Raw genomic sequence first — 25,085 nt, 5'->3', positions numbered from 1 at the left:
CTCACCAGGTGGCGTCGAGCCCCAGGTGCCGCAGCGCTTCGTGCCGCAGCTCTGCGAGCCGCGCGTGGCCGCGATGCCGCGGATACGGCAGGTCGACCACGATCTCCGCCGCGATGCGCGCCGGCCGGTCGCTCAGCACGATCACGCGGTTGGCGAGGAAGAGCGCCTCCTCCACGTCGTGCGTCACCAGGAGCGCCGAGAAGCCCGCGCGCTGCCACAGGTTGACCAGCTCGCTCTGCATCGCGATGCGCGTGAGCGAATCGAGCTTGCCGAGCGGTTCGTCGAGCACCAGCAGTTGCGGGTCGTTGACCAGCGCACGCGCCAGGGCCACGCGCTGCGCCATGCCGCCCGAGAGCTGGTGCGGAAAGGCCTTGGCGAAATCGGTGAGGCCCACGAGCTTGAGCGCCTCGTCCACACGCCCGCGCTGCGCCTTCAGCACGCCGCGCGCCTGCAGGCCGAGCGCCACGTTGTCCCACACGCTGCGCCACGGGTAGAGCGTCGGGTCCTGGAAGACGACGATGCGCGACGGATCGGGCCGCGTGATCGTCACATCGTCCTGCGTGATGCGGCCGGCGGTGGCGGGCTCCAGGCCCGCGACCAGCCGCAGCAGCGTCGACTTGCCGCAGCCGCTCGGGCCGAGCAGCGCGACGAATTCGCCGGGCTTCACCGTGAGGTCGATGTCGTCGAGCACCTGCAGCGGGCCCGCCAGCACATCGAACCAGTGGCTCACGCCGTGGATGTCGATCCGCGCGCCGGCCTGGCGCACAGCGGTGTCGGCAATGGCTACCACTTCACGGTCCCCTTCTGCCACGACAGCACGCGGTCGCGCACCTTGAAGAGCAGCGTGATGAGGCCCGAGCACAGCACGGCCATCACGATCAGCGCGGCGTACATGTTCGAGTACGAGGCCCAGCCCTGCGCCCACGAGAGGTAGAAGCCCAGGCCCGCCTTCACGCCCATCATCTCGGCGGTCACGAGCACCGAGAACGCGGCGCCCAGCCCCATGAAGAGGCCCACGAACACCTGCGGCAGCGCGGCGGGAATCGCCACGCGCAGCACCAGGAAGCGCTCGCTCGCGCCCATGGTGCGCGCCACGTCGTAGTAGTTGCGGTTGACGCCGGCCACGCCCGACCAGGTGAGCACCGCCACCGGAAAGCCCGTGGCGAGCGCGATCAAAAACACCGCCGCCGCATAGCTCGAGGGAAAGAAGAAGAACGCGAGCGGCAGCAGCGCCGAGGCCGGCACCGGCCCGACGAAGCGCAGCACCGGATGCACCCAGTAGCCCGCGATGCGCGACCAGCCGATGGTCACGCCCGTGAGAAAGCCAGCGAGCGCGCCGAGCATGAAGCCGTGCGCGAGCAGGCGCGCCGAATGCAGCAGGCTTTCGCCGAGGCGGCGCCAGTCGTCGATGTAGGTCTCGACCAGGCTTTGCGGCGGCGCGAAGAACGGCGTGGGGAGCAGCGCGAGCTTGGCCGTCGCGATCTCCCAGATGGCGAAGAGCACCGGCAATGCGACGAGCCACGGGCCCGCGGGCCGCAGCACGCGCGCCACGCGGCCTGCGCGCGAGCCGAGCAACGCGACGGCCAGAAGCAGCGCGCCCACGGCGATGGCGGCGATGCCGAACTCGTCCGTGTACGCCCAGTCGCTGAAGCCCACGGCCTTGTTCGGCCAGTAGACCGTGAGCAGGCCCAGCGCGAGCCATGCCGCCGTCGCGAGCACGCCGGTGCGCCAGAAACCTTCGGCGGCGCGCGCGGGGAGAGCGGCCTTGGCGGCCTCGGTAGGGCGCCAGCTTCCCGACGCGGTCGGCGCCTCCAGCACCCGATCGATGACCGCGCTCATGCCAGTGGATCGAAAGACACGTGCTCCGCGAAGCGCACCGGATCGGTCGTCTTCTTGAGCACGCCGACGCTGCGGAAATCGCGCGCGTAGAACGCCACCTCGTCGCGCAGGTTCTTGCCCAGCGGATGGTGGTTGTGCGTGAGCGTGCCGAGCAGCGCGCGCAGGTCCTCGATCGGCACCTTGGGCGAGTACTTGGCGAAGAGCTTGGCCGATTCGTTCGGGTTCTCGGCCACGTAGTCCGAGGCCTGCGCGATGGAGCGCACGAGCGCCGCGACGGTCGGCTTGTCCTTGCGCACCAGCTCGCCGCGCGCGCCGACGATGCAGCAGACCTTGTCCTTGTATTCGCCCGAGAGGTTGCTCGCCACCTCGACGAACGCACCCTTGTTGCGCTTCTCGATCAGGTAGACGTTCGGGTCGCCGTCGGCGATGGCGTGGATCTCGCCCTTCTGCACCGCGATGTCCAGCAGGTCGGCCGGGTACTGGCGCCAGGTGACGTCGCGGTCGGCATCGATGCCGTTCTTGGCGAGCAGGATCGAGAAGAAGTTCTTGCCCGGGCTCGCGATGTCCGACACGCCGATGATCTTGCCCTTCAGGCTCGCCAGGTTGGTCACGCCCGCGGCCTTGGCGCCCACCAGGCGCACGCAGCCGCCGTGCGAGCTGCCCACGATCTTCACGTCGAAGCCCGACTCCAGCGGCTTGAGCCAGCGGTGGATCATGCCCACGGCCGCATCGGCCTTCGCGGTGGCGAGCGATTCGAGCAGCTGGTCGGTGGAGCCCGTGTAGTTGATCAACTCGACCTGCAGCCCGTTGCGCTCGAAGTAGCCGCGCTCCTGCGCCACCACCACCGGCGAGAGGCAGAACGCGGCGGCGTTCCATGCGAAGGTGAGCTTGCGCGCCTGCTGCGAGAAGGCCTGCGAGGCGATCAGGCCGCCCGAGGCGACCACGGCGGCGGCGGCGCCTGTGCGCACGACGCTGCGGCGGGAAAGGGATGCAGTCATAGGCGGATTCCGGAAGATGTCATGCGTTACGAGCCGTTCGGGCTGAGCTTGTCGAAGCCTTGCGCGGCGCTTCGACAAGCTCAGCGTGAACGGTTTCTATTGAACGGGTCCTGGCCTCAAAGCAGCAGCTCGGGCTCCGCTTCCACGAGGCCTTCGTAGAGGCTGTAGAAGGAATGGATGGCCCCCTCCGGGCCGCCGATCTGGCTGTGCGTATGGCGCGCTGTTTCCTCGTCGATGGGCTGCGGCTTGCCCGCGGCTTCTGCGAGGAGCTGCGTGTGGCAGGCGTTGTCGAGAGCGATGTACCACCACGCGGCGGCCTCCACCGTCGGGCCCGCGGTCAGGATGCCGTGGTTCTTGAGAATCGCGCCCTTCTTGTCGCCCAGCGCCTGCGCGATACGGTCGCCTTCGCTGGTGTCGACCACCATGCCGGTGAAGTCGTCGAAGAGCGCCACGTCGTCGTGGAACACGCAGCTGTCCTGCGTGATCGTGTCGAGCTTGCGGCCCAGCGTGGACCAGGCCTTGCCGTAGGTCGAGTGCGTATGGGCCGCGGCCACGATCTTCGGGTTGTGCTCGTGGATCGCGGCGTGGATCGCGAAGGCCGCCTTGTTGAGCGGCCGGTCGCCGATCACCGTCTCGCCCTTCGCGTTGACGAGCAGCAGATCGGACACCTTGATGCGCGAAAAATGGATGCCCAGCGGGTTGACCCAGAAGTGATCGGCAAGCTCCGGATCGCGCGCGGTGATGTGGCCGGCCAGGCCCTGCGCGAAGCCGAAGCGTGCGAACAGGCGGAAGGCGCCCGCCAGGCGCTCCTGCCGGTGGCGGCGCTCGGCCTGCACGCTGGTGCGCGGCGGGACCGGGTCGAACCAGTACTTCTGCTGCGGGTTCGGGTTGAGCTTGAGCGGCTGGGCCGCGTTGCGGTCGATGGAGAGAACAGCGCTCATCGCTCAGGCCGCCTTGCGTTGCGATTGCGCGCGCTGCGCGACGAGTTCGCGCGTGCGCGGAATCAGCTCGCGTCCGTAGTCGGTCGCGTCTTCCAGCGGATCGAAACCGCGGATGAGGAACGTCGTCACGCCCAGGTCGTAGTAGTCGAGCAGCGCATCGGCCACCTGCTCGGGCGTGCCGACGAGCGCGGTGCTGTTGGATCGGCCGCCGATTTCCTGTGCGACGGCCGTCCACAGGCGCTTGTCCACGCGCGGACCCTTGTCGGCCGCGGCCAGCAGGCGCTTGGCGCCCTCGCTCTGCTGCGGGCCGCCGCGGTTGTAGCCCTGCACCACGCGCAGGCGCTTCGTCTCGGCCAGGATGTTCTCGGCGCGCGCCCACGCGGCCTCTTCGGTCTCCGCGAGGATCGGGCGGAACGACACCGAAAAGCGCACGCTGCGCCCGTGCTTGGCTGCTTCTGCGCGCACGCGCGTCGTGAGCTCGCGCGCCTGGTCGAGCGATTCGCCCCACAGCGCATACACGTCGGCGTATTTGCCGGCGACCGGAATCGCCGCCTCCGACGCACCGCCGAAATACACCGGCACATGGGGCTTGCCGTTGCGCGTCTGCAGCGGCTTCACTTCGGAGAACGCGTTCTGGTAGTGGTAATGCGCGCCTTCGTGGTCGAAGGGCTTGTCGGCGGTCCACACCTTGTGCAGCACGTCCAGGTATTCGTCGGTGCGGGCGTAGCGCTGGTCGTGGTCGAGCCAGTCGCCGTCGCGGCGCTGCTCTTCGTCGGAGCCGCCCGAGATGTAGTGCACGCCCAGGCGCCCGCCGCTGAACTGGTCGAGCGAGGCGAACTGGCGCGCCGCGAGCGTGGGCGCGACGAAGCCCGGGCGGTGCGCGAGCATGAAGTGGATGCGCTCGGTGACCGAGGCCGCGTACGCCACGGTGAGCGTGGCATCGGGGCCGGTCGAATGGTGCGGCACCAGCACGCGGTCGAAGCCGGCGTTCTCGTGCGCCTCTGCGAACGCGCGCACGTAGTCGCGGTCGATGGCCGGGCCCTTGGCCGCGTGGATTTCGGAGACCTTCTGGCCCTGGATCATGCCGATGAATTCAACGTCGTTCTGGGTGTTCTGCGTGGTCTGGCTCATGGGTGTCCTTGTGTTGTGTCGAGGTGTTGGGGGTGTTTTCAGGCGGCCGGCAGGCGCAGCGCGTTCTCGAAGCTGCGGTCCCACAGCGGCTTCACATCGGCTGGGCCGTCGAGCACGCCGATCTTCAGGAAGGTGTCGGCCACGTCCTGGTGGCTGCGCACCACCGCGTCGGTGACCGGGCCGAGGCTGTAGTCGCCGCTGCGGCCGTTGAAGAGTTCGACGATGTCGCCGACCGGCACGCGCGTCTCGGCCGACTGCGCGCGCGCATAGGCGAGGAAATTGCCGTTGATCCATGCGAACGAACGCTGCAGGCGCTGCAGCAGGTCGCTCAATGCCGCGCGGCGCAGCGTGTCGTCCAGCGCGCGCGGGTTGGCGTAGATCGGGAAGTTGCCCGAGAGATACCCCACGCCGGTCTTGATGACCCGCGCGCCGTACTGGGTGCGCGCGATCTGGCCGTTGTAGCCGTAGATGGCCCACGCATCGAGGTCGCCGCGCGCGAAGGCCGAAAGGCCGTCCGAGGGGGTGAGGCTCACGGCCTGGATGTCGCTGAACGAGAGGCCCGCCTCGGCCAGCTGCTTGGCCAGGTAGTAGTGCGAGGTAGTGGCGCGCACGTAGCCCACGCGCTTGCCCTTGAAGTCGGCGATCGAGCGGATCGGTGCGTCCTTGCGTGCGAGCGTGGCCTGGTTGTTGAGGTCTTCGTGCGTCACGGCCACCAGGCGCACGCTGGACTTCTGGCGCGCCGCGAACACCGGCGGGATCTCGCTGCCCGAGCCCAGGTCGAGCGCATCGCCGTTGATGGCCTCGATGTGCAGCACGCCGTTGTTGAGCTCGCGCCAGTCGATCCTGTAGGGCGTGTTGGCCTGGCCCGAGGCCTGCAGCAGCGGGCGCCACAGGCCCTTGTAGGTGCCGACGCGCAGGGTGACGCCCGAGAGTGAGGCCTGGTCGCGCGACGGCGCTGCGGCCTGCGCGGCGCTGCTCCCCAGGCCGGCAGCGGCCCATGCGGCGGCCATCTGCAGCAGGCTGCGGCGATCGAGCGGGACATCGAATTTCATGCGTTGCGGTCTTTCTTCTCCAGCACTGGAGGCAAGCGTGACCGTACCGAGCCGCCCCGCAAATGCGAACGCAGAAAAACGAGTTTGCATATGCGGGATGCGTCGTTTTCGGCGCGCCGACAGGCCGGTACCGTGCGGGAACCATGAGTGCACTCCCCTTGCGCCGCCTGTCGGCCACGCCTGAAGAACCATCCCCTTCCGCCACCGTCGATGCCACGCTGCTGGCCCGGCTGTCGGCACAGTTCGCGGCCACCGCCGCCGACCACGACCGCAGCGGCGCCTTCCCGCAAGAGAACTTCGAGGCGCTGCAGGCGAGCGGCATCATCGGCCTCGTCGCCCCCGCGGTACACGGCGGCGGCAGCGCCACGCTGGCGACGGCCCGGCGCGTGATCGCGGCCGTGGCGCGCGGCGAGCCGGCCACGGCGCTGATCCTCACGATGACCTACCTGCAGCACCATGCGCTCACGCGCGGCGACAACCGCTGGCCGCCGCAACTGCGCGAACGCGTGGCGCGCGACGCGGTGGAGCGCGGTGCGCTCATCAACGCGCTGCGCGTGGAGCCGGCGCTCGGTTCGCCCTCGCGCGGCGGGCTGCCATCGACCGTCGCACGGCGCGAAGGCAACGGCTGGACGATCGAAGGCCACAAGCTCTACACCACCGGCATCGAGGGCCTGACCTGGCTCGCCGTGTGGGCGCGCACCGACGAGGCGACGCCGCGCACCGGCGTGTTCCTGGTGCCGCGCCGCGCCCCCGGCGTGCGCGTGATCGCCAGCTGGGACCACCTGGGCCTGCGCGCCTCGGGCAGCCACGAAGTGATCTTCGAGAACGTCGCGATCGAGCTGGACCACGCGGTCGACCTGCGCACGCCCGCCGACTGGGCGCCCGACGCCGGCAGCCAGACCGACATCGACGCGCACGCCACCCAGCAGGCCTGGATGGTCGTGCTGCTCGGCAGCCTCTACGACGCGGTGGCGCAAGCCGCGCGCGACTGGCTGGTGAGCTTTTTGAACCAGCGCGCGCCCGGCAGCCTGGGCGCGCCGCTCGCGAGCCTGCCGCGCGTGCAGGAGCATGTCGGCGAGATCGAGGCGCTGCTGCGCACCAGCCGCGTGCTGCTCGACGACGCGGCCTCGGCCGTCGACAGCGGCCACGCGCAGCCGGCCACCGACAGCGGCCTCCTCAAGTACACGGTGACGAACAACGCGATCCGCGTGGTCGAGTTGGCGCTGCAGCTGAGCGGCAACCACGGCCTCACACGGCAGAACCCGCTGGAGCGCCACTACCGCGACGTGCTGTGCAGCCGCATCCACACGCCGCAGAACGACGCGATCCTGGTCAGTGCGGGCAAGCGCGCGCTGCTGCCGGCGGGAGTTTCCGCATGACCGATCTGCTGTTCTCCAGCGCCTCGCGCCGCAACTGGTTGAAGCAGGGCGCGGCGCTCTCGCTGGCCGCGACCGGCACGCTGCGTGCGTGGGCGCAGCCGCAGACCACGCTGATCCTCGGCGACCAGGCCGGCGGCTTGCGTTCGCTGTTCGAGGCGTCGAAAGCGCTCGAAGGCGCGCCGTTCGCCTACCGCTGGGCCAATTTCCAAGGGGCCGCGCCGCTGTTCGAGGCGCAACGCAGCGCGGCCGTCGACACCGCGATGGCCGGCGACCTGCCGGTGCTGGCCGCGGCCGTCGGCAAGACGCCGCTGAAGATCGTCGCCACGCGCGTCGGCAAGGCCGATTCGCTGGGCATCGTGGTGCAGCCCGACTCAAAGCTGCGCAGCGTGGCCGATCTGCGCGGCAGGACGGTGATCGTCTCGTCGGCGCGCGGCAGCATCTCGCAGTACCAGCTCTACGGCGCGCTCGAAGAAGCCGGCGTGCCGCGCAGCGAAGTGACGGTGAAGTTCGTGCTGCCGACCGATGCGGCGGCCGCTTTCGCATCGAAGCAGATCGACGCATGGGCCGTCTTCGATCCGTACTACACGATCGCGGTGCAACAGGGCGGGCGCATCCTGCGCGATGGGCGCGGCATCAACACCGCCCTCGGTTTCATCACCGCGAGCGAGCATTCGCTGGCCGATCCGGCCCGGCGCGCGGCCATCGTGCAGTTCCTGGACCGGCTGGGCCGCGCGGGCGACTGGGCGCTGGCCAATCCCGAGGCCTATGCGCAGGCGTACAGCCAGCTCACGCGCTTGCCGATCGAGTCGGCGCGCATCATCACGGCGCGTGCGTCGGTGGCGGGCCGGCCGGTGAGCGAGGCGGACATCGCCCTGTTGCAGGCCGTGGCCGATCGCTCGGCGCGCGACGGCATCCTGCCGGTGCGCGTGGACGTGCGCGCCATCACCGACACCCAGCTCTGGAAGCGCTCCGCGTGATCGCGCCGCTGCGCGACTTCGTCGGCGCTTTCGGCCGGCTGCTCGACAGCGCGCCCGACGAACCGCGCATCCTCTCCGAAGGCGGCGCGCTGCTGCGCACGCTGGTGGCGCGCGACGACTGGCTGCCCGATGCCTTCGCCCGCCCCGACCCCGCGCGCTACCAGCAGTTCTTGCTGCATGCCGACAGCACCGAGCGCTTCTCGGTCGTGAGCTTCGTCTGGGGGCCGGGGCAGGCCACGCCGATCCACGACCACACGGTGTGGGGCCTCATCGGCATGCTGCGCGGCGCGGAGTACAGCCAGGGTTATGCGTTCGACGGCGAGGGCCGCGCGCAGCCGCACGGCGAGGCGGTGCGGCTCGATGCGGGCGACGTGGAGGCCGTGTCGCCCACCGTCGGCGACGTGCACCGCGTGCACAACGCGCATGCCGACCGCCTGTCGATCAGCATCCACGTCTACGGCGCCAACATCGGCGCGGTACGGCGGCATACTTACCCGGCCGAGGGCGGGCGCAAGCCCTTCGTCTCGGGCTACTCCAACACGCTGCTTCCCAACCTCTGGGACCGCTCCGAAGAACTCAGATCGACCTTCGCATGACGACCGCTGCCTTTCCCCCTGTGTCCTTTGCCGCTGTGTCCTTTGCCGCTGTACGCGAACGCCTCCTCGCGCGCGAAGAGACGGCGCTGCTCGATGTGCGCGAGGAAGACCCGTTCGCGCAGGAACATCCGCTGTGGGCCGCGAACCTGCCGCTCTCGAAGATCGAGGTCGAGGCCTGGCGACGCATTCCGCGGCGGGACACGTTCATCGTGCTGTACGGCGCGCACGGCGGCACCGATCTCGCGCCGCTCGCCGCGCGCACCTTCGCCGCGCTCGGCTACACGAACGTGCACCTGCTCGAAGGCGGCCTGGAAGGCTGGCACGCGGCGGGCGGCGAGCTGTTCCGCGACGTGAACGTGCCGAGCAAGTCGTTCGGCGAACTGGTCGAACACGAGCGGCACACGCCCTCGCTCTCCGCGCCCGAAGTGAAGGCGCTGGTCGAGGCCAAGGCCAACGTGGTGGTGCTCGATGCGCGCCGCTTCGACGAGTACCAGACGATGAGCATCCCGTCGGCCACGAGCGTGCCCGGCGCGGAACTGGTGCTGCGCGTACGCGAGCTCGCGCCCGATCCGGCCACGCAGGTGATCGTCAATTGCGCGGGGCGCACGCGCAGCATCATCGGCACGCAGTCGCTGGTGAATGCGGGCATTCCGAACCCGGTGGCGGCGCTGCGCAACGGCACCATCGGCTGGAAGCTCGCGGGGCAGGTGCTGGACCATGGGGCGGGCCGGCAGGCGCCTGCCGCGGTGTCGGAGGCGCATCGCAAGCAGGCAGAGGCCGATGCGCGGCGCGTGGCCGATGCGGCCGGCGTGCGGCGCATCGCGCTCGACGCGTTGCAGACGCTGGAGGCGCCGCACCGCACCGTCTATCGCTTCGATGTGCGCACGCCCGAGGAATATGCGGCAGGCCATCTGCCCGGCTTTGCGAGCGCGCCCGGTGGACAGCTGGTGCAGGAGACGGATCACCAGGTGCCCGTGCGCGGCGCGCGCATCGTGCTGGCGGACGACGATGGCGTGCGCGCGTCGATGAGCGCGTCGTGGCTCGCGCAGATGGGGTGGGAGGTCTATGTGCCCGACGTGGCGCCTTCCGCTTCTGCGTTCACCGAGAAGGCTGCGCCCTCGCCCGCCTACCCGCCGGTTGCGGCCGCCGTCGGAGAGATCGCGCCCAAGGCGCTGGCCGATTTGCTGAAACACCCCGGCACCGCCGTGCTCGACGTGACCACCAGCGCGAACTACGTGAAGCGGCACATCCCCGGCGCCTGGTACGTGATTCGCGCGCAGCTCGCGGGTGCGATCGATGCGGTGATTCCTGCATCGCAGCGCTATGTGCTGACGTGCGGCAGCAGCCTGCTCGCGCGCTATGCCGCGGCCGACCTGCGCGCGCTGCTCGATGCGCGTGGCCAGCGTGATGTCGAAGTGCTGGTGCTCGCTGGTGGCAATGCGGCATGGTTCGCAGCAGGCCTCGAAGCGGAGACCGGCGAGATGCACCTTGCGACGGCGCGCACCGATCGCTATCGCCGCCCCTACGAAGGCACCGATGCGCCCGCGGAGGCCATGCAGGCGTACCTCGATTGGGAGTACGGCCTCGTCGAGCAACTGGGGCGCGACGGGACACATCATTTCAAGGTGATCTGACCGCTCAGGATGCGCCAAAGAAAAAGGCCGGGGGATCACCCGGCCTTTTTTTCGCAGCGTTGGAACCGATCAGCTCGGCTCTGCGCTCTTGAACAGCGCCGCGACCTTGCGCTTGCTCTTGATGTTGCTCGAAATGCCGCGCGCGGGCGCTGCCTTGGCGGCGGCTTCCCATGCCGGCGTGGCATCGGCCTCGCCCGGCTCGTAAGGCTTGTCGAAGAACGGATCGCGCGGTGCCGAAGGCGCACGGTGCGGGCGTCCGCCACCGCCGGTGCCACGGCGGGGGGCGTCGGCACCGAAGCTGCTGCTGGTGCTGCGTTCGCGCGGCTGGTCGAGCACGTCGCGTGCATCGCCGGCTTCGCCTTCTTCGCGCCAGTGGCGGCGTCCGTCGTTGATGCGGCCGCGCGGGCGGTCTTCCTCGAATTCGACGGGTTCGAGCTCGATCTTCTTCTTGATGAGCTTCTCGATGTCGGCCACCAGGCGGGCATCGTTGCCGCCGCTGGCAAAGCTCACGGCCAGGCCCGAGGCGCCGGCGCGGCCGGTGCGGCCGATGCGGTGCACGTAGTCTTCGGCGTTGAACGGAATGTCGAAGTTGAAGACGGCGGGCACATCCTTGATGTCGAGGCCCCGGGCCGCGACGTCGGTGCACACCAGCAGGTCGACTTCGCCGGCCTTGAACGAGGCGAGCGCCTTCAGGCGTTCGTCCTGGCTCTTGTCGCCGTGCAGTGCGGTGGTACGCAGACCGTCGCGCTCCAGCGAGCGTGCGAGGCGCGCGCAGCCGAGCTTGCTGTTGACGAACACGAAGGCCTGCGTGATGCCGCGCTGCTTGACGATCTGCTTGAGCGCACGGCGCTTGTCGTCGTCCGACACGCTGTAGAAATGCTGCTCGACGGTGGAGGCCGTTTCGTTCGGCCGCGCCACTTCGATGGTGACCGGGTTCTGCAGGTAGCTGCCGGCCAGCCGCTTGATTTCAGGCGAGAACGTGGCCGAGAACAGCAGCGTGGTCCGCTGCTTGGGCAGGTAGCTCAGGATGCGCTGCAGATCGGGCAGGAAGCCGATGTCCAGCATGCGGTCGGCCTCGTCGAGCACGACGTATTCGACCTGGTTGAGCACCGCGTTCTTGGCTTCGATGTGATCCAGCAGGCGCCCCGGCGTGGCCACCAGCACCTCGACGCCCCTCTTCAGTTCCAGCGTCTGCGGCTTCATGTCGATGCCGCCGAACACCACCGTGCTGCGCAGGTTCGTGTACTTGGCGTACAGCTTGACCTGTTGCGCGACCTGGTCGGCCAGCTCGCGCGTGGGCAGCAGCACGAGCGCGCGCACCGGGTGCCGCGCGGGCGAGGTGGAGGCGTTTTCGTGCTTGAGCATGCGCTGCAGCAGGGGGAGCGAGAACGCTGCCGTCTTGCCGGTGCCGGTCTGCGCGGCGCCCATCACATCCTGGCCCGAAAGCACGACCGGAATGGCCTGCTCCTGGATCGGTGTCATGGTCTCGTAGCCCATTTCGGCTACGGCGCGGGCCAGCGGTTCTGCCAGCGATAGATTGGAGAAGGAGCTTGTCATTGAGCCCGTTATTGTCGCATTGCCGCAAAAAACGGCAGTGACGGCGCGGTGACAACGTCCGTGCCGCCGATATTGCTATTTATTCAATAGCATCAAAGCCAATGACCACGGGCTGTTGCAGCCGATGAATGTCAGAGGTTGCGCGCATTGAAGGTGTCGCAAGACTTCATGTCGCCGCTCTGGTAACCCGCGCCGAACCACTTCTGGCGCTGTGCGCTGGAGCCGTGGGTGAAGCTGTCGGGCACCACCGCGCGGCCCGCGGAACGCTGCAGCGCGTCGTCGCCGATCTTCTGCGCGGCGTTCATGGCGGCCTCGATGTCGCCCGGGTCGAGCCACTTCTTCGATTCCTGCGAGTGGTGCGCCCACACGCCCGCAAAGCAGTCGGCCTGCAGCTCGACGCGCACGCTCACCGCGTTGTTCTGCGACTGGCTCAGCCGCCCGCGCATGCCGTCGACCTTGGCGGTGATGCCCAGCTCGTCCTGCACGTGGTGGCCGACCTCGTGCGCGATGACGTAGGCCTGCGCGAACTCGCCCGGCGCGCCGAGCTGGTTCTTGAGCGTCTCGTAGAAACCGAGGTCGATGTAGACCTTCTTGTCGCCCGGGCAGTAGAACGGGCCCATGGCCGATTGCCCGGTGCCGCAGGCCGTGGGCGTGGCGCCGCGGAACAGCACGAGCCGGGGCGCCTGGTAGCTGCCGCCGTTCTGCCGGAAGATGTCGGTCCACACCACTTCGGTGTTCTTGAGCACGGTGGAGACGAAGGCCGCTTCGCGATCGCCCGACGGCGGCTTGGGCGCGGGGCCCTGCGGCGCCTGCTGCACCTGGGCCGGACCGCCGCCGCCGCTGAGCAGGCTCAGCACGGTGAGCGGGTTGATGCCGAAGACCCAGCCGGCGATCAGCGCGACCGCGATGGTGCCGATGCCGATGCCGCGACCGCCGATGAAGCCGCCGCCACCGCCGCCTCCACCACCTTCGCCGCGGCGATCTTCAACGTTGTCCGATTGTTCGTTGCCTTCCCATCTCATCGCAGTCTCCTTCCCAGCGTGCACAACAACTGTTGCCGGATAGTTTCTGGATGGTACTTGCCCCGGGACGGCCCGGGGTAACCGGGCGTCAGTGCCGAACCCGGCGGCGCGTCAGGTTTTCGGCAGAGTGACGCCGCGCTGGCCCTGGTACTTGCCGCCGCGGTCCTTGTAGCTGGTCTCGCAGACTTCGTCGCTCTCGAAGAACAGCACCTGCGCGCAGCCTTCGCCCGCGTAGATCTTGGCCGGCAGCGGCGTGGTGTTGCTGAATTCCAGCGTCACGTAGCCTTCCCATTCGGGCTCGAACGGGGTCACGTTGACGATGATCCCGCAGCGCGCGTACGTGCTCTTGCCCAGGCAAATGGTCAGCACGTTGCGCGGGATGCGGAAGTACTCGACGGTGCGCGCCAGCGCGAAGCTGTTGGGCGGGATGATGCAGTAGTCGCCGTGCATGTCCACGAAGCTCTTCTCGTCGAAGTTCTTCGGGTCGACCACCGTGCTGTGGATGTTGGTGAAGACCTTGAACTCAGGCGCGCAACGGATGTCGTAGCCGTAGCTGGAGGTGCCGTAGCTGATGATCTTGTGGCCGGAGGCCTCGCGCACCTGGCCGGGCTCGAAGGGCTCGATCATGCCGGTCTGCTCGGCCATGCGCCGAATCCATTTGTCGCTCTTGATGCTCATATGCGGTCGCTGATGCTGCTGCGGGGGGAATGGCGCGAATTGTGGCACGCGCCAAACGGTCCGCCCTCCCCGCTCAGCCCGCCTGCGAAATCACCGTGCGCTCGATCAGCCGGTCGTCGCCCAGCACGATCATCGCGAAGAGCAATTCTTCCAGCGTGTTCGCCAGCTTCGTCTTGCGCGCCAGCAGCGGCGTGGCCGACGGGTTCAGCACCAGGAAGTCGGCCTCGCACCCCGGCTGCAGATTGCCGACCACGCCACCCAGCCCCAGCGAACGCGCCGCGCCGCCGGTGTGGTGCCACCACAGGCGCGAGGGCGGGATGCTCAGGCCGGTCTTGGTCTGGCCCTCGCGGCCCACGTAGTAGGCGGCCAGCATGGTGTGGAACGGGCTGAAGCTGGTGCCGCCGCCCACGTCGCTCGCAAGGCCGTAGGGCGACTCGATGCGGTCGGCCGCGCCGAAGTCGAAGAAGCCGCTGCCCAGGAAGAGATTGCTCGTCGGGCTCACGGCCGCGGCCGTTTTCGTCTCGCGCATCAGGCGGCGGTCTTCGTCGTCGATGTAGATGCAGTGCGCGTACACGGCGCGCTCGCGCATCAGGCCGAAGCCCGCGTACACGTCCAGGTACGAGCGCGACTTCGGGTAGAGCTCGCGCGCCCACTGCACCTCGTCGCGGTTCTCGGCCACGTGCGACTGGATCCAGGTGTCGCCGTACTTCGCGGCCAGCTCGCCGGCGCCGCGCATCTGCGCATCGGTGCTGGTGGGCGCGAAGCGCGGCGTGATGGCGTAGCCCAGGCGATCCACGTTGTGCCATTTGCGGATCAGCGATTCGGTGTCGACGAGGCTCTGCTCGGTTTCGTCGCGCACACCGTCGGGCGAGTTGCGGTCCTGCAGCACCTTGCCGGTGATCATGCGCAGCCCGCGGCGCCGCGCGCTCTCGAAGAAGGCATCGACCGAGGCGACGTGCGAGGTCGCGAAGGTGAGCGAGGTGGTCACGCCGTTGCGCAGCAGCTCGTCGAAGAACACATCGGCCACTTCGCGCGAATGCGCCGGGTCGACGAACTTGCTCTCGGCGGGGAAGGTGTAGTTCTCGAGCCAGGGCAAGAGGCCCGGCGACGGCGCGCCGATGATGTCGGTCTGCGGAAAGTGGATGTGCATGTCCACGAAGCCCGGCGCGAGGATGCGGCCCGGCAGGTGGGCCACGTCCGCATCGGGGTGGCGCGGCGACACGGCGGCGTGGCTGCCGGCATCGACGACGCGCTGGCGGCCGGCGGCATCGGGGGCGACGACCAGCAGGCCGTCTTCATCGAAAACGGGCAGGCCCGCGTCGTCGAATCGCAGGAGGGAGGCGCGGTAGGCTTTTTTCATCGTGGCTGCGGAGGGTAATCCAGCCCCGCGCCACCGCAATTTCCATGCGCATATGAGTGCTATATGCCGAATGCACTCTCCGCCGCCCCCTCAATCCCGCGGCAGCGCGTGCGACTGGATGTCGAAGGGCACGCCGCGCGGCACGGCCCCGTCGCCGTCCTTGCGCTTCGTGAGCAGCGCGTACTTCGACTCGATGAAATAGACGCGATCGCCCCGCACCGCGCCCGACGACGGATCGTTGAGCCCGGCCACCACCGTTTGCAGGCCGAGCTTCGCGCCATCGACGCGCGCCACCGTGACCTGCCCGCCGTACGGCCCGTCGCCGAAGGCATTGCTCTCGAACAGCACCAGCCGCCCGGGCTTCCACGCGCGGATCGCGTCGACGTTCTTCATCACGCGCGGCGCCTCGATGCGCGTGACCTCGCCGGCCTGGCCGTCCGCGTTCAACCCGATGCGCAGCAGGTGCGACGACGCCGCCACGAGGCTCACGTAGACGTCGCGCCCGCCATCGATGGCAATGCCGTTCAGTCCCTTGTAGGGGCCTTCGCCGGCGAGCGCCGGGTCTTCCTTCCAGACCGTGAGCGCGGCCGCGCCCGGCGCGAGCCGCAGCACGCGCGGATGAAACGAGTCCGTCACGTACAGGTTGCCGCGCGCGTCTTGCGCCAGGTCGTTGCAGTAGCCTGCATCGGGCATCGCGTAGCTCGCGCGCGGCGCGCCGGTGACGAGGTCGTAGCGCTTGAGCGCGCTCGGCGTCTGCGGCACGGTGGTGAAGCCGCTGTTGCCCGAGCAGACCCACAGGGCCCCGTGTTTCGCATCGACCAGCACGCCCTGCCCGTTCGCGAGGCCATCGGCACCGGGCTTCACCAGCACCTGGGCCTTCGGCGCGGCGCCTGGCTTCAATTTCGCAACGGCGCCTTGGCGCCAGCTGCCGACGTAGAAGGCACCGTCCGGTCCGATGGCGACGCTTTCCGGATACCAGTCCTCGGGCAGCGCCTGCACGTCGGGCGGTGCGGCGGTGGCCGCGGTCATGGCGAGCGCGAGCAACGCGCCGGCCAACCGTGTGCGCCTGCTCATTGCCACACGCGCAACACGCGCCCCGTCAGCGGACCTTCGATGCTGCGCACATAGGCCAGCGCCACGCGCGCGGCCGGCACGGTCTCGACGCCCGGAAAGAGCGCGCCATACGCGGCCAGCGATTCGGTCAGCAGCGTCGGGCTCACCGCATTGATGCGCAGGCCCCGCGGCAGCTCGATCGCCGCGCCTTTCACGAAACCCTCGACCCCCGTATTCACCGCCGCCGCATTGCTTCCCCCGCGAACCGGGTCTTCGGCCGCGACGCCCGTGGTCAGCGTGATCGAGCCGCCATCGGCCAGAACGTGCTGGCCCAGCAGCGCGAGCCGCACCTGGCCGAGCAGCTTGTCCTGCAGGCCGACGTTGAAATCAGCCGGCCGCATGTCGGCGAGCGGGCCGAAGAAGAGGCCGCCCGTCGCCGAGACGATCGCATCGACGCGCCCCACCGCCGCATACAGCGCCTGGACGCTCGCGTCATTGGTGATGTCGACCTGCACGTCACCGCGCGTGCGCCCCGCCCGCACCACCTCGTGCCCGCGTTCGGCCAGCACCTGGGCCACCGCACTGCCTATGGCGCCCGTAGCGCCCACCACAAGAATCTTCATGAGAAACCTCGCCAAATGAATCAGGAAGCGCCCATTGTTTTGCGAATGGATAGTTTGATAAATTGCCATCCGGTTCGGCAATTCGAAACCCTGGGTTCTCAATATGGACAAGCTGCGCGCCATGGAAGTCTTCGTCGCGACGGTGGACGCGGGCAGCTTCGCCGCGGCGGCCGAGGCGCTCGATCTCTCGGCGGTGATGGTCGGCAAGCACATCCGCGCGCTCGAAGACCAGCTGGGCGCGCGCCTGCTCGAGCGCACCACGCGGCGCCACGCCCTCACGGAAATCGGCGCGGCCTACCTGGAGCGCTGCCGCGACGTGCTCGCGAGCGTGCACACCGCCGACGGCGTGGCCGAGTCGCTGCGCGCCATGCCGCAGGGCGTGCTGCGCGTCACGGCGCCCGTGGCCTATGGCGCGCACCGGCTCACACCGGTGATCGGCGACTACATCGCCGCCTATCCGCAGGTGAAGGTGGACCTGGTGCTGAACGACCGCGTGGTCGACCTGGCCGAAGAGGGCTTCGACTGCGGCATCCGCTCGGGCGCGGCGGTCGATGAACGCCTCATCGCGCGGCCGCTCGCCCTGGCGCGCATGTTCGCGGTCGCGAGCCCCGCCTGGGTCGCGCGCCACGGCCAGCCGAAGCACCCGTCGGACCTGGAGGCCTTTCCGCTGCTGGGCTTCGCCACCTGGGGCCCGAACCATTCATGGCGCTTCACGCGCGACGGGCAGACGGTGCATGTGCCGGTGCGCGGCCCGCTCACCACCAACAACGGGCAGGCCCTGCTCGCGGCCGCGATGGCCGGCGTGGGGGTGATCGTGCAGGCCGATGCGCTGCTCGGCCCCGCCCTGGCCGCGGGCCAGGTGGTTCAGCTGCTGCCCGAGTGGCAACTGCCGACGCGCCCCGTGCACATCATGCGATTGCCCGAAGCGCGGCCGAGCGCCAAGCTGCGCACCTTCGTCGACTTCGTGGTCGAGCGCTTGGGTTAGCTAGCGCGTCACGCGCCCCTGCACGCCGTCGACCAGCCAGTTCATCTTGAGGATCTGCTCGTCGCCCAGCTGCGCGCCCTTGGCGATCACGACGCGGCCCTCGTTGTCGCGCACATCGGCGGCCACCGCGCGAAACGGCTGCAGCTTGCCGGCCGCGATGTCCTGCTGGCGCGCGAGCACCTCCTGCTGCACGGCCTTGGGCACCTTGGTGCCGAAGTCGCCGACGCGGATCATTCCTTCCTTCACGCCGCCCCAGAGATTGCCGCTCTTCCAGCTGCCGTCGAGCACCGCCTTCGCGCGCTGCGTGTAGTAGCCGCCCCACTGGTGCGTGACCGCGACGAGCTGCGCATCGGGCGCGATCTTGCGCATGTCGGAGTGGTACGCGATGGCCATCTTGCCGCGCTCCTGCGCAGCCGCCATCACGGCCGTGGAGCCGGTGTGGAACGCAACGACATCGGCGTTCTGGTTGAAGAGCGCCATCGCCGCATCGCGCTCCTTGGGCGGATCGAACCACTCGTTGAGCCACACCACGACGACCTTGGCATTCGGGTTCACCGAGCGCATGCCGAGCGTGAATGCGTTGATGCCCTGCAGCACCTCGGGAATCGGAAAGCCCGCCACATAGCCCGCGACATTCGTCTTCGTCATGCGCCCTGCCGCGATGCCCGCGAGATAGCGGCCTTCGTAGTAGCGCGCATTGGCGGTCGCGACGTTGGCCGTGGGCTTGTAGCCCGTGATCGACTCGAACTTCACATCGGGAAAATCGCGCGCCACCTTCAGTGTCGGCTCCATGTAGCCGAAGCTGGGCGTGAAGATGAGCCGGTTGCCCTGCTGCGCAAGATCGCGGATCACGCGCTCGGCATCGGCGCCTTCGGCCACGTTCTCCACGAAGGTGCTCTTCACCTTTGCGCCGAGCGCCGCATCGACCGCCTTGCGGCCCTCTTCGTGCTGGCGCACCCAGCCGGCATCGGTGACCGGCGTGACGTAGACGAAGCCGATCTTCAGCGGTTCCTTCGAAGCCTGCGGTTGCGAAAAAGCGGGAGATAAAAAGCAGGCGGCTGCCCACGCCAGAACGGCGCGGCCCGCGAGGTTTTTGTACATGGTGGTCCTCTACATGGCCCCGGAAAAGCAAAAACCCGCAGCCGGCCGGGACGCCCAACTGCGGGATTCGGATTTTAGTGCGACCGTTTTCAGGCCACTGCGGCTGCCTCCGCGCTCGTTCCCTTCAAGCCGTAACGCCGTAGCGCGATGCAGGCACCGAGCTCGAGATCCGGCCCGACATGGCACGCCGCGCCGCATCGAAGGCGTCCCACTCGTCCTGGCTCGGCAGCGAGGGAATCGTGACCTTCTCGCCTTGGTCGAGCCCCGCGAGCGCCGCATCGACCATGTCCGCCGCGCTCATCACGATCGCGCTCGGCAGGTGCTTCACGGGCAGGCCGGCGATGTCCCAGAACTCGGTGGCCGTCGCGCCCGGCAGCACGGCCTGCACGCGCACGCCCTTCTCGCCGAGTTCGTGCTGCAGCGACTGGCTGAACGCGAGCACGAAGGCTTTGCTGCCGCCGTAAACGCCGTTGAGCGTTTCGGGCGACACCGCCACGATGGACGCGATGTTCACCAGCGTGCCCGCACCGCGCGCCACGAAGCCCGGCACGGCCGCATAGGTCAGGCGCGTGAGCGCGTTCACGTTGATCGCGATCATCTCTTCCATCTTCTCGATGTCCGAGGCGAGCAGCGGCGCGGTGGCGCCGACGCCGGCGTTGTTCACCAGCAGCGTGAGCTCGCGGTTGGTGCGGATGGCGGCTTCGACGCGCGCGATGTCTTTCTTGTCCGTGAGGTCGGCGGCGATCGTCTCGATCTTGCGGCCCGTCTCGGCCGTGAGCTTGGCGGCCAGCGCCTGCAGGCGGTCTTGATTTCGCGCGACCAGCACGAGGTCGAAGCCGCGGCGGGCGAGCCGGTCGGCATAGATGGCGCCGATGCCTGAAGAAGCGCCGGTGATGAGGGCGGTGCCCTTGGATGTCGCAGTCATTGGAGGTTCCTTTGGAAGCCGCGTGGTTGCGGCATGAAAGGAAGTTTCCTCCGTCAGTGCGATGGCGTAAATGTCGTATATCCCACCTTTTAGGCCGCCTCGAGGATTTGCCTCGCCACCCTTCGCACGGCCTGCGGCGGCTGGCCCAGCGTGCGCAGGAACGCGCGGCGCATGCGCTCGGGATCGCCGAAGCCCGTTTCGTCGGCCACGACGTTGAGCGCCAGTCCGCCCGCATCGATCAGCGCCTTCGCCGCCTCCACGCGCAGGTGCTCCACCGCCTGCGCGGGCGACTGGCCGGTTTCCGACTTGAAGGCGCGGCTGAACTGGCGCGGGCTCAGGTGCGCCACCTCGGCGAGGTCTTCGACCGAGAGCGCGTCGCGCAGGTTGGCGCGCGCATGCACCAGCGCCTGCTGGATGCGGTCGGACTTGGGCTCGAGCTCGAGCAGCGCCGAGTATTGCGATTGACCGCCTGCCCTGCGGTGGTACACGACGAGGTTCTTGGCGACCATGCGCGCGGCCTCCACGCCCAGGTCCTCCTCCACCAGCGCGAGCATCAGGTCGATGCCCGCCGTCATGCCGGCCGATGTCCAGAGCGAACCATCGTTGATGAAGATGCGGTCCGGCTGCACCTTGGCCTGCGGATGGCGCTTCTGCAGTTCCTGCGCGAAGGCCCAGTGCGTGGTCACGCGCCGGCCGTCCAGCAGACCCGCATCCGCCAGGCCGAAGGCGCCGGTGCAGATGCTGGCAATGCGGCGCGAACTGCGCTCGCCCGCGCGCAGCATCCTGCACAGCCCTGTGGAGGTCGGCTCGATGGTGAGCGCGCCGGTCATCACCAGCGTGTCGAACTTCGATGCGGTCAGCCGCTTCGTCTCGACGCCGATGCCCGACGAACTGGAAATGGTGCCGCCGGTTTCCGACAGCAGTTCGACCTTGTAGACCGGCTTGCCCGCGTGCTTGTTGGCCAGCTCGAAGGCAGCGACGGCGGCCAGGTCGAGGATCTGGAAGCCCGGAAAAACGACAACGGCGATGCGCTTGTGCATGATGTCCTGAAAAGAGGTAATTTCGACATTCCGGTCTAAAGGCTACGTGACATCCTCCCACCGGTCAACCAGCCGTCCCACGCGGCGCCACAAGAAAGAAGCTCTATGAAAGTCAATGGAATCGATCGCCCGGTCGACGTCGACGGCGACACGCCCGTGCTCTGGGTGCTGCGCGACGTGCTCGGCATGACGGGCACCAAGTTCGGCTGCGGCCTCGGAATGTGCGGGGCCTGCACGGTGCACATCGACGGCGTGGCCACGCGCTCGTGCATCACGCCGGTCGAATCGGTGGCCAAGGCCAACGTGAGCACCATCGAATCGCTCGCGGGCACGCGCGTCGGGCGCGCACTGCAGAAGGCCTGGCTCGACCTGGAAGTCGTGCAATGCGGCTACTGTCAATCGGGCCAGCTGATGTCGGCCACGGCCCTCCTCGCCAAGAACACCTCGCCCACCGACGAAGAAATCGACGGCGCCATGAGCGGCAACATCTGCCGATGCGGCACCTACCTGCGCATCCGCGCCGGCATCAAGGAAGCGGCGCGCGCCCTTTCCGGCAAGACAGCAGCAAAGGTGGCCTGACATGATCCTCGATCGATTGACGACAACCCCTGAAGCCGACACCGCACTGTCGCGCCGCGGCTTTTTCTCGGTGGGCGCCGCGATTGGCGGTGGCCTGCTCATCGGCGTCGGCTTCGGCACCGCCTCTTCCCCGGCCGATGCGGCGGGCACGACCGGTGCAGGCGCCGCGCCCTGGACACCCAATGCCTTCGTGCGCATCGCCCCCGACGGGCAGGTGACCGTGGTCATGGGCTTCATCGAAATGGGCCAGGGCACGTACACCAGCATCCCGATGCTGATTGCCGAGGAGCTGGAGATCGACCTCGCCAGCGTTCGCCTCGAACACGCGCCCCCCAGCGACAAGCTCTACGGCAACCCGCTGCTGGGCTTCCAGGTGACGGGCGGCTCCACCACGATCCGCGGCGCCTACGAGCCGATGCGGCGTGCCGGCGCCACGGCCCGCACGGTGCTCGTGCAGGCGGCGGCGCAGCGCTGGCGCGTCGAGCCGACCGCGTGCCGCGCCGCGCGTGGCGAGGTGGTCCACACCGCGAGCGGGCGCCGCCTCAAGTACGGCGCACTGGTCGCCGATGCGGCCAAGCTCTCCGTGCCCGAGAAGGTCGAGCTCAAGCCACAGGCCGACTTCAAGCTGATCGGCACCTCCGCCAAGCGCCTGGACACGCCCGCCAAGGTGAACGGCACCGCGATGTACGGCATCGATGCGCGCGTGCCCGGCATGAAGGTCGCCACGCTCAAGCAGTCGCCGGTGTTCGGCGGCCGCGTGCGCAGCGTCGACGATGCCGCCGCGCTGAAGGTGCGCGGCGTGCGCCAGGTCGTGCGGCTGGACGACTGCGTGGCCGTCGTCGCCGACCACATGGGCGCGGCGAAGAAAGGCCTGGCGGCCCTCGTCGTCGAATGGGACGACGGCGCCAACGCCAAGGTGAGCACGGAGAGCATCGTGCAATCGATGGCCCAGGCTTCGCAGAAACAGGGCGCGGTCGTGCGCAAGGAAGGCGACAACGCCAAGGCCATGGCGGGCGCCGCGCAGCGCCTGGAGGCCGTCTACGAAGTGCCGTTCCTCGTCCACGCGGCGATGGAGCCGCTCAACTGCACGGTGCACGTGCGCAAGGACAGCTGCGAGGTGTGGGTCGGCACGCAGGTGCTCACCCGCGCGCAGGCCGCGGCCGCCGCGGTCACGGGCCTGCCGGTGGAGAAGGTGACGGTGCACAACCACCTGCTGGGCGGCGGCTTCGGCCGGCGGCTGGAGGTCGACAGCGTGACGCGCGCCGTGCAGATCGCGCAGAAGGTCGACGGCCCCGTCAAGGTGATCTGGACGCGAGAAGAAGACACGCAGCACGACATGTACCGCCCCTACTTCTACGACCGCGTGAGCGCCGGCCTCGACGCCCAGGGCAAGCCCGTCGCATGGAGCCACCGCATCACCGGCTCCTCGATCCTCAAGCGCTGGCTGCCGCCGGCCTACAACAACAACTTCGACCCCGAGACCATCGACGGCGCCGAGAAGCCGCCCTACGCGCTGCCCAACATCCTGGTCGACTACGTGAACCACGAGCCGCCGGTGCCGACCGCGTTCTGGCGCGGCGTGGGGCCGACGCACAACGTCTTCGTGGTCGAGAGCTTCATCGACGAACTCGCGGCCGCCGCGAAGACCGACCCCGTCGCCTTCCGCACCGCGCTGCTCGCGCAGAACCCGCGCGCGCTGGCGGTGCTCAAGCTGGCCGCCGAGAAATCCGGCTGGGGCCAGCCCCTGCCCGCGGGCCAGGGGCGCGGCGTGTCGCTGCAGTTCGCCTTCGGCACCTTCATGGCGCTGGTGGTGGATGCGGAGGTCACCAAGTCGGGCGACGTGGCCGTCAAGCGCGTGGTCTGCGCGCTGGATGCGGGCGTGATCGTCAACCCCGACACCGTGCAGGCCCAGGTGCAGAGCGGCGTGATCTTCGGCATCTCGGGCGCGCTCTGGGGCAAGGCGACGCTGAAGGACGGGCGCATCGAGCAATCGAACTTCCACGACGTGCGCGTGGTTCGCATGAACGAAACGCCGGTCATCGAGACCCACATCGTCGCGAGCAAGGAAGCCCCCGGCGGCATGGGCGAGCCCGGCACTTCGGGGCTGGCGCCGGCGCTCGCGAACGCCATCTTCGCGGCGACGGGCAAGCGGCTGCGCAAGCTGCCGATCGATCCGGAGCTGCTCAAGACGGCCTGACCGGCGGCCGGTCACGGCGACCGGCCCGCACGGCACCCACAGCGCCCGCAGTGCCCGCGGCGCGCACCCATGCAACGCCACGATGGGTGCCGCCGTGAATCGGCACGCACGGATTCGGCCATGCGGCCGGACAATGGTTCGCCCCATGACGAATCCGATCTCCCACGCCGGCGCCGCTCACGCGCATTGGCAGCGCAACCTCGCCGTCTGCATGTTCGGCTCCTTCACCACCATCGTGGCGATGACGCTGCTGCTGCCCTTCCTGCCGCTCTACGTCGAGCAGCTGGGCGTGAAGGACCACGCGGCCATCGTGCAGTGGTCCGGCGTGGCCTACGGCGCTACCTTCTTCAGCGCCGCGCTGGTGGCGCCGTTGTGGGGCCGGCTGGCCGATCGCTATGGCCGCAAGCCCATGCTGATCCGCGCGAGCCTGGGCATGGCGGTGGCGATGGCGCTGATCGGCATGGCGGGCAACGTGTGGCAGCTGGTCGGCTTGCGCCTCCTGGCGGGCCTGCTGGGCGGCTACGCCTCGGGCTCGATGGTGCTGGTCGCCACGCAGACGCCCAAGGACCGCACCGGCTGGGCGCTCGGAACCATGTCCTCGGCCATCATGGCCGGCAACCTCGTGGGCCCGCTCGTGGGCGGCGCGCTGCCGCCGCTCATCGGCATCCGCGCGACCTTCTTCGCCGCGGGCGCGATGATCTTCGTGGCCTTTCTCGCGACCGCCCTCCTGATCCGCGAGGAGAAGAAAGCGCCCTCGGCCGCGAAGCAGGGCGACACGCCCGACACCGGCTGGGCCGCCGTGCCCGACAAGCGCCCGCTCATCGCGATGCTCTTCACCGGCATGCTGCTGATGCTGGCCAACATGTCGATCGAACCGATCATCACCGTCTACGTCGCCACGCTGGTCGAAGACCCGAACCGCGTGACCATGATGGCCGGCCTCGTGATGTCCGCGGCCGCGCTCGGCAGCATCCTTTCGGCATCGCGTCTGGGCAAGCTGGCCGACCGCGTGGGGCACTGGAACGTGATCGTCGGGTGCCTGGCGGTGTCGGCGGTGCTCCTGATTCCGCAGGCCTTCGTCACCTCGGGCTGGCAGCTGGTGGTGCTGCGCTTTCTGATGGGGCTGTCGCTCGGCGGGTTGCTGCCCTGCATCGCGAGCGTGATCCGCCACAACGTGCCCGAGCGCGTGGCCGGCAACATGCTCGGCTACTCGACCTCGGCGCAGTACACGGGCCAGGTAGCCGGCCCGCTGCTGGGCGGCTTCGTGGGCGGGCACATCGGCATGCGCGCCGTGTTCCTCGGCACCTGCGTGCTCATGGCCGCAGGCGCCGGGTGGAACTGGCTCGCGCGGCGGGCCGCGTCCACCACGCCCGCTTCCGCGCCGGCTTCCACGCCACCCACTCGCTGAGCTGTTCGCC

General features: G+C 69.0%; 23 protein-coding genes. 8 read left to right on the top strand and 15 right to left on the bottom strand.

Annotated features, from left to right (window positions below; all coding sequences use genetic code 11):
• Position 1: 1 nt before the first annotated feature.
• From ACZYRS_RS10005 to ACZYRS_RS09980, 6 genes are all read right to left on the bottom strand, one after another.
• Positions 2–811 carry an ABC transporter ATP-binding protein gene (locus ACZYRS_RS10005; protein WP_463419110.1) on the bottom strand — a complete coding sequence of 270 codons (810 nt, stop codon included), beginning with the start codon at positions 809–811 and terminating at the stop codon, positions 2–4.
• Positions 784–1,839 carry an ABC transporter permease gene (locus tag ACZYRS_RS10000; protein ID WP_463419109.1) on the bottom strand — a complete coding sequence of 352 codons (1,056 nt, stop codon included), beginning with the start codon at positions 1,837–1,839 and terminating at the stop codon, positions 784–786. The genes ACZYRS_RS10005 and ACZYRS_RS10000 overlap by 28 nt, the downstream gene beginning before the upstream one ends.
• The gene (locus ACZYRS_RS09995; RefSeq protein WP_463419108.1) at positions 1,836–2,837 is read right to left on the bottom strand and encodes an ABC transporter substrate-binding protein; all 1,002 of its coding nucleotides are present in this window, start codon (positions 2,835–2,837) and stop codon (positions 1,836–1,838) included. Before ACZYRS_RS09995 ends, ACZYRS_RS10000 begins: the two co-directional genes overlap by 4 nt.
• Positions 2,838–2,953: 116 nt before the next feature.
• Complete coding sequence (locus ACZYRS_RS09990) at positions 2,954–3,778, bottom strand: class II aldolase/adducin family protein (RefSeq protein ID WP_463419107.1); 825 nt, start codon at positions 3,776–3,778, stop codon at positions 2,954–2,956.
• A gap of 3 nt (positions 3,779–3,781) precedes the next feature.
• On the bottom strand, positions 3,782–4,909 hold the full coding sequence (locus ACZYRS_RS09985) for an LLM class flavin-dependent oxidoreductase (protein WP_463419106.1): 1,128 nt from the start codon (positions 4,907–4,909) through the stop codon (positions 3,782–3,784).
• A 38-nt stretch (positions 4,910–4,947) separates the two neighbouring features.
• A complete protein-coding gene (locus ACZYRS_RS09980; protein WP_463419105.1) occupies positions 4,948–5,961 on the bottom strand; it encodes an ABC transporter substrate-binding protein in 1,014 nt (337 codons plus the stop codon).
• 143 nt (positions 5,962–6,104) lie between these two features.
• On the opposite strand from ACZYRS_RS09980, the gene ACZYRS_RS09975 reads away from it, so the two are divergent.
• The 4 genes from ACZYRS_RS09975 to ACZYRS_RS09960 are packed head-to-tail and all read left to right on the top strand — an operon-like array spanning position 6,105 to position 10,547.
• Positions 6,105–7,340, top strand: a complete 1,236-nt coding sequence (locus ACZYRS_RS09975; RefSeq protein WP_463419104.1) for an acyl-CoA dehydrogenase family protein — start codon at positions 6,105–6,107, stop codon at positions 7,338–7,340.
• The gene (locus tag ACZYRS_RS09970) at positions 7,337–8,317 is read left to right on the top strand and encodes an ABC transporter substrate-binding protein (RefSeq protein ID WP_463419103.1); all 981 of its coding nucleotides are present in this window, start codon (positions 7,337–7,339) and stop codon (positions 8,315–8,317) included. Before ACZYRS_RS09975 ends, ACZYRS_RS09970 begins: the two co-directional genes overlap by 4 nt.
• On the top strand, positions 8,314–8,913 hold the full coding sequence (locus tag ACZYRS_RS09965; RefSeq protein ID WP_463419102.1) for a cysteine dioxygenase family protein: 600 nt from the start codon (positions 8,314–8,316) through the stop codon (positions 8,911–8,913). Before ACZYRS_RS09970 ends, ACZYRS_RS09965 begins: the two co-directional genes overlap by 4 nt.
• Positions 8,910–10,547 carry a rhodanese-related sulfurtransferase gene (locus tag ACZYRS_RS09960; RefSeq protein ID WP_463419101.1) on the top strand — a complete coding sequence of 546 codons (1,638 nt, stop codon included), beginning with the start codon at positions 8,910–8,912 and terminating at the stop codon, positions 10,545–10,547. Before ACZYRS_RS09965 ends, ACZYRS_RS09960 begins: the two co-directional genes overlap by 4 nt.
• Positions 10,548–10,616: 69 nt before the next feature.
• Here ACZYRS_RS09960 and ACZYRS_RS09955 read toward each other — a convergent pair whose 3' ends face one another.
• The 6 genes from ACZYRS_RS09955 to ACZYRS_RS09930 all read right to left on the bottom strand — a co-directional run bounded on the left by ACZYRS_RS09955 (position 10,617) and on the right by ACZYRS_RS09930 (position 16,840).
• Entirely contained in the window at positions 10,617–12,104 is a 1,488-nt protein-coding gene (locus tag ACZYRS_RS09955) for a DEAD/DEAH box helicase (protein WP_463419100.1), read from the bottom strand.
• Between the two features lie 131 nt (positions 12,105–12,235).
• Positions 12,236–13,126, bottom strand: a complete 891-nt coding sequence (ypfJ, locus tag ACZYRS_RS09950) for a KPN_02809 family neutral zinc metallopeptidase (RefSeq protein WP_198786880.1) — start codon at positions 13,124–13,126, stop codon at positions 12,236–12,238.
• Positions 13,127–13,237: 111 nt separating this feature from the next.
• A complete protein-coding gene (gene dcd, locus ACZYRS_RS09945) occupies positions 13,238–13,804 on the bottom strand; it encodes a dCTP deaminase (RefSeq protein WP_013542862.1) in 567 nt (188 codons plus the stop codon).
• Between the two features lie 73 nt (positions 13,805–13,877).
• On the bottom strand, positions 13,878–15,164 hold the full coding sequence (gene guaD / locus ACZYRS_RS09940) for a guanine deaminase (RefSeq protein ID WP_463419099.1): 1,287 nt from the start codon (positions 15,162–15,164) through the stop codon (positions 13,878–13,880).
• A 90-nt stretch (positions 15,165–15,254) separates the two neighbouring features.
• Positions 15,255–16,238: an NHL repeat-containing protein gene (locus tag ACZYRS_RS09935; protein WP_463419098.1), complete on the bottom strand. Its 984-nt coding sequence runs from the start codon at positions 16,236–16,238 to the stop codon at positions 15,255–15,257.
• Positions 16,235–16,840, bottom strand: coding sequence for a short chain dehydrogenase (locus ACZYRS_RS09930; protein WP_463419097.1), 606 nt, complete (start codon positions 16,838–16,840; stop codon positions 16,235–16,237). Before ACZYRS_RS09930 ends, ACZYRS_RS09935 begins: the two co-directional genes overlap by 4 nt.
• A 103-nt stretch (positions 16,841–16,943) precedes the next feature.
• Between ACZYRS_RS09930 and ACZYRS_RS09925 the strand changes: the two genes are divergently transcribed.
• Positions 16,944–17,825, top strand: a complete 882-nt coding sequence (locus tag ACZYRS_RS09925) for a LysR family transcriptional regulator (RefSeq protein WP_463419096.1) — start codon at positions 16,944–16,946, stop codon at positions 17,823–17,825.
• Here ACZYRS_RS09925 and ACZYRS_RS09920 read toward each other — a convergent pair whose 3' ends face one another.
• From ACZYRS_RS09920 to ACZYRS_RS09910, 3 genes are all read right to left on the bottom strand, one after another.
• Entirely contained in the window at positions 17,826–18,926 is a 1,101-nt protein-coding gene (locus ACZYRS_RS09920) for a BMP family ABC transporter substrate-binding protein (RefSeq protein ID WP_463419095.1), read from the bottom strand.
• Positions 18,927–19,050: 124 nt separating this feature from the next.
• Positions 19,051–19,851, bottom strand: coding sequence for an SDR family NAD(P)-dependent oxidoreductase (locus ACZYRS_RS09915; protein ID WP_463419094.1), 801 nt, complete (start codon positions 19,849–19,851; stop codon positions 19,051–19,053).
• A gap of 89 nt (positions 19,852–19,940) precedes the next feature.
• The gene (locus ACZYRS_RS09910) at positions 19,941–20,891 is read right to left on the bottom strand and encodes a GlxA family transcriptional regulator (protein ID WP_463419093.1); all 951 of its coding nucleotides are present in this window, start codon (positions 20,889–20,891) and stop codon (positions 19,941–19,943) included.
• A gap of 105 nt (positions 20,892–20,996) precedes the next feature.
• Here ACZYRS_RS09910 and ACZYRS_RS09905 point away from each other — a divergent pair, with 105 nt between their 5' ends.
• The 3 genes from ACZYRS_RS09905 (at position 20,997) to ACZYRS_RS09895 (ending at position 25,075) form a co-directional block, all read left to right on the top strand.
• Positions 20,997–21,470, top strand: a complete 474-nt coding sequence (locus ACZYRS_RS09905) for a (2Fe-2S)-binding protein (RefSeq protein ID WP_463419092.1) — start codon at positions 20,997–20,999, stop codon at positions 21,468–21,470.
• A 1-nt stretch (position 21,471) separates the two neighbouring features.
• Positions 21,472–23,667 (top strand): xanthine dehydrogenase family protein molybdopterin-binding subunit, encoded by a 2,196-nt coding sequence (locus ACZYRS_RS09900; protein WP_463419091.1) that lies wholly within the window; start codon positions 21,472–21,474, stop codon positions 23,665–23,667.
• 145 nt (positions 23,668–23,812) lie between these two features.
• The gene (locus ACZYRS_RS09895; RefSeq protein ID WP_463419090.1) at positions 23,813–25,075 is read left to right on the top strand and encodes an MFS transporter; all 1,263 of its coding nucleotides are present in this window, start codon (positions 23,813–23,815) and stop codon (positions 25,073–25,075) included.
• Positions 25,076–25,085: the final 10 nt, after the last annotated feature.

This window comes from Variovorax sp. AC194 (assembly GCF_979257995.1).
The sequence above is the reverse complement of the archived record's forward strand: the minus strand, read 5'-3'. Positions and strand labels throughout refer to the sequence as shown.

Coding starts and splice junctions, on each gene's coding strand:
- ACZYRS_RS09985 (WP_463419106.1), bottom strand. CDS start 4,909: ATGAGCCAGACCACGCAGAACACCCAGAACGACGTTGAATTCATCGGC.
- ACZYRS_RS09925 (WP_463419096.1), top strand. CDS start 16,944: ATGGACAAGCTGCGCGCCATGGAAGTCTTCGTCGCGACGGTGGACGCG.
- ypfJ (WP_198786880.1), bottom strand. CDS start 13,126: ATGAGATGGGAAGGCAACGAACAATCGGACAACGTTGAAGATCGCCGC.
- ACZYRS_RS09970 (WP_463419103.1), top strand. CDS start 7,337: ATGACCGATCTGCTGTTCTCCAGCGCCTCGCGCCGCAACTGGTTGAAG.
- ACZYRS_RS09930 (WP_463419097.1), bottom strand. CDS start 16,840: ATGAAGATTCTTGTGGTGGGCGCTACGGGCGCCATAGGCAGTGCGGTG.
- ACZYRS_RS09905 (WP_463419092.1), top strand. CDS start 20,997: ATGAAAGTCAATGGAATCGATCGCCCGGTCGACGTCGACGGCGACACG.
- ACZYRS_RS10000 (WP_463419109.1), bottom strand. CDS start 1,839: ATGAGCGCGGTCATCGATCGGGTGCTGGAGGCGCCGACCGCGTCGGGA.
- ACZYRS_RS09900 (WP_463419091.1), top strand. CDS start 21,472: ATGATCCTCGATCGATTGACGACAACCCCTGAAGCCGACACCGCACTG.
- ACZYRS_RS09955 (WP_463419100.1), bottom strand. CDS start 12,104: ATGACAAGCTCCTTCTCCAATCTATCGCTGGCAGAACCGCTGGCCCGC.
- ACZYRS_RS09980 (WP_463419105.1), bottom strand. CDS start 5,961: ATGAAATTCGATGTCCCGCTCGATCGCCGCAGCCTGCTGCAGATGGCC.
- guaD (WP_463419099.1), bottom strand. CDS start 15,164: ATGAAAAAAGCCTACCGCGCCTCCCTCCTGCGATTCGACGACGCGGGC.
- ACZYRS_RS09920 (WP_463419095.1), bottom strand. CDS start 18,926: ATGTACAAAAACCTCGCGGGCCGCGCCGTTCTGGCGTGGGCAGCCGCC.
- ACZYRS_RS09935 (WP_463419098.1), bottom strand. CDS start 16,238: ATGAGCAGGCGCACACGGTTGGCCGGCGCGTTGCTCGCGCTCGCCATG.
- ACZYRS_RS09995 (WP_463419108.1), bottom strand. CDS start 2,837: ATGACTGCATCCCTTTCCCGCCGCAGCGTCGTGCGCACAGGCGCCGCC.
- ACZYRS_RS09895 (WP_463419090.1), top strand. CDS start 23,813: ATGACGAATCCGATCTCCCACGCCGGCGCCGCTCACGCGCATTGGCAG.
- ACZYRS_RS09990 (WP_463419107.1), bottom strand. CDS start 3,778: ATGAGCGCTGTTCTCTCCATCGACCGCAACGCGGCCCAGCCGCTCAAG.
- ACZYRS_RS09975 (WP_463419104.1), top strand. CDS start 6,105: ATGAGTGCACTCCCCTTGCGCCGCCTGTCGGCCACGCCTGAAGAACCA.
- ACZYRS_RS09915 (WP_463419094.1), bottom strand. CDS start 19,851: ATGACTGCGACATCCAAGGGCACCGCCCTCATCACCGGCGCTTCTTCA.
- ACZYRS_RS09960 (WP_463419101.1), top strand. CDS start 8,910: ATGACGACCGCTGCCTTTCCCCCTGTGTCCTTTGCCGCTGTGTCCTTT.
- dcd (WP_013542862.1), bottom strand. CDS start 13,804: ATGAGCATCAAGAGCGACAAATGGATTCGGCGCATGGCCGAGCAGACC.
- ACZYRS_RS09910 (WP_463419093.1), bottom strand. CDS start 20,891: ATGCACAAGCGCATCGCCGTTGTCGTTTTTCCGGGCTTCCAGATCCTC.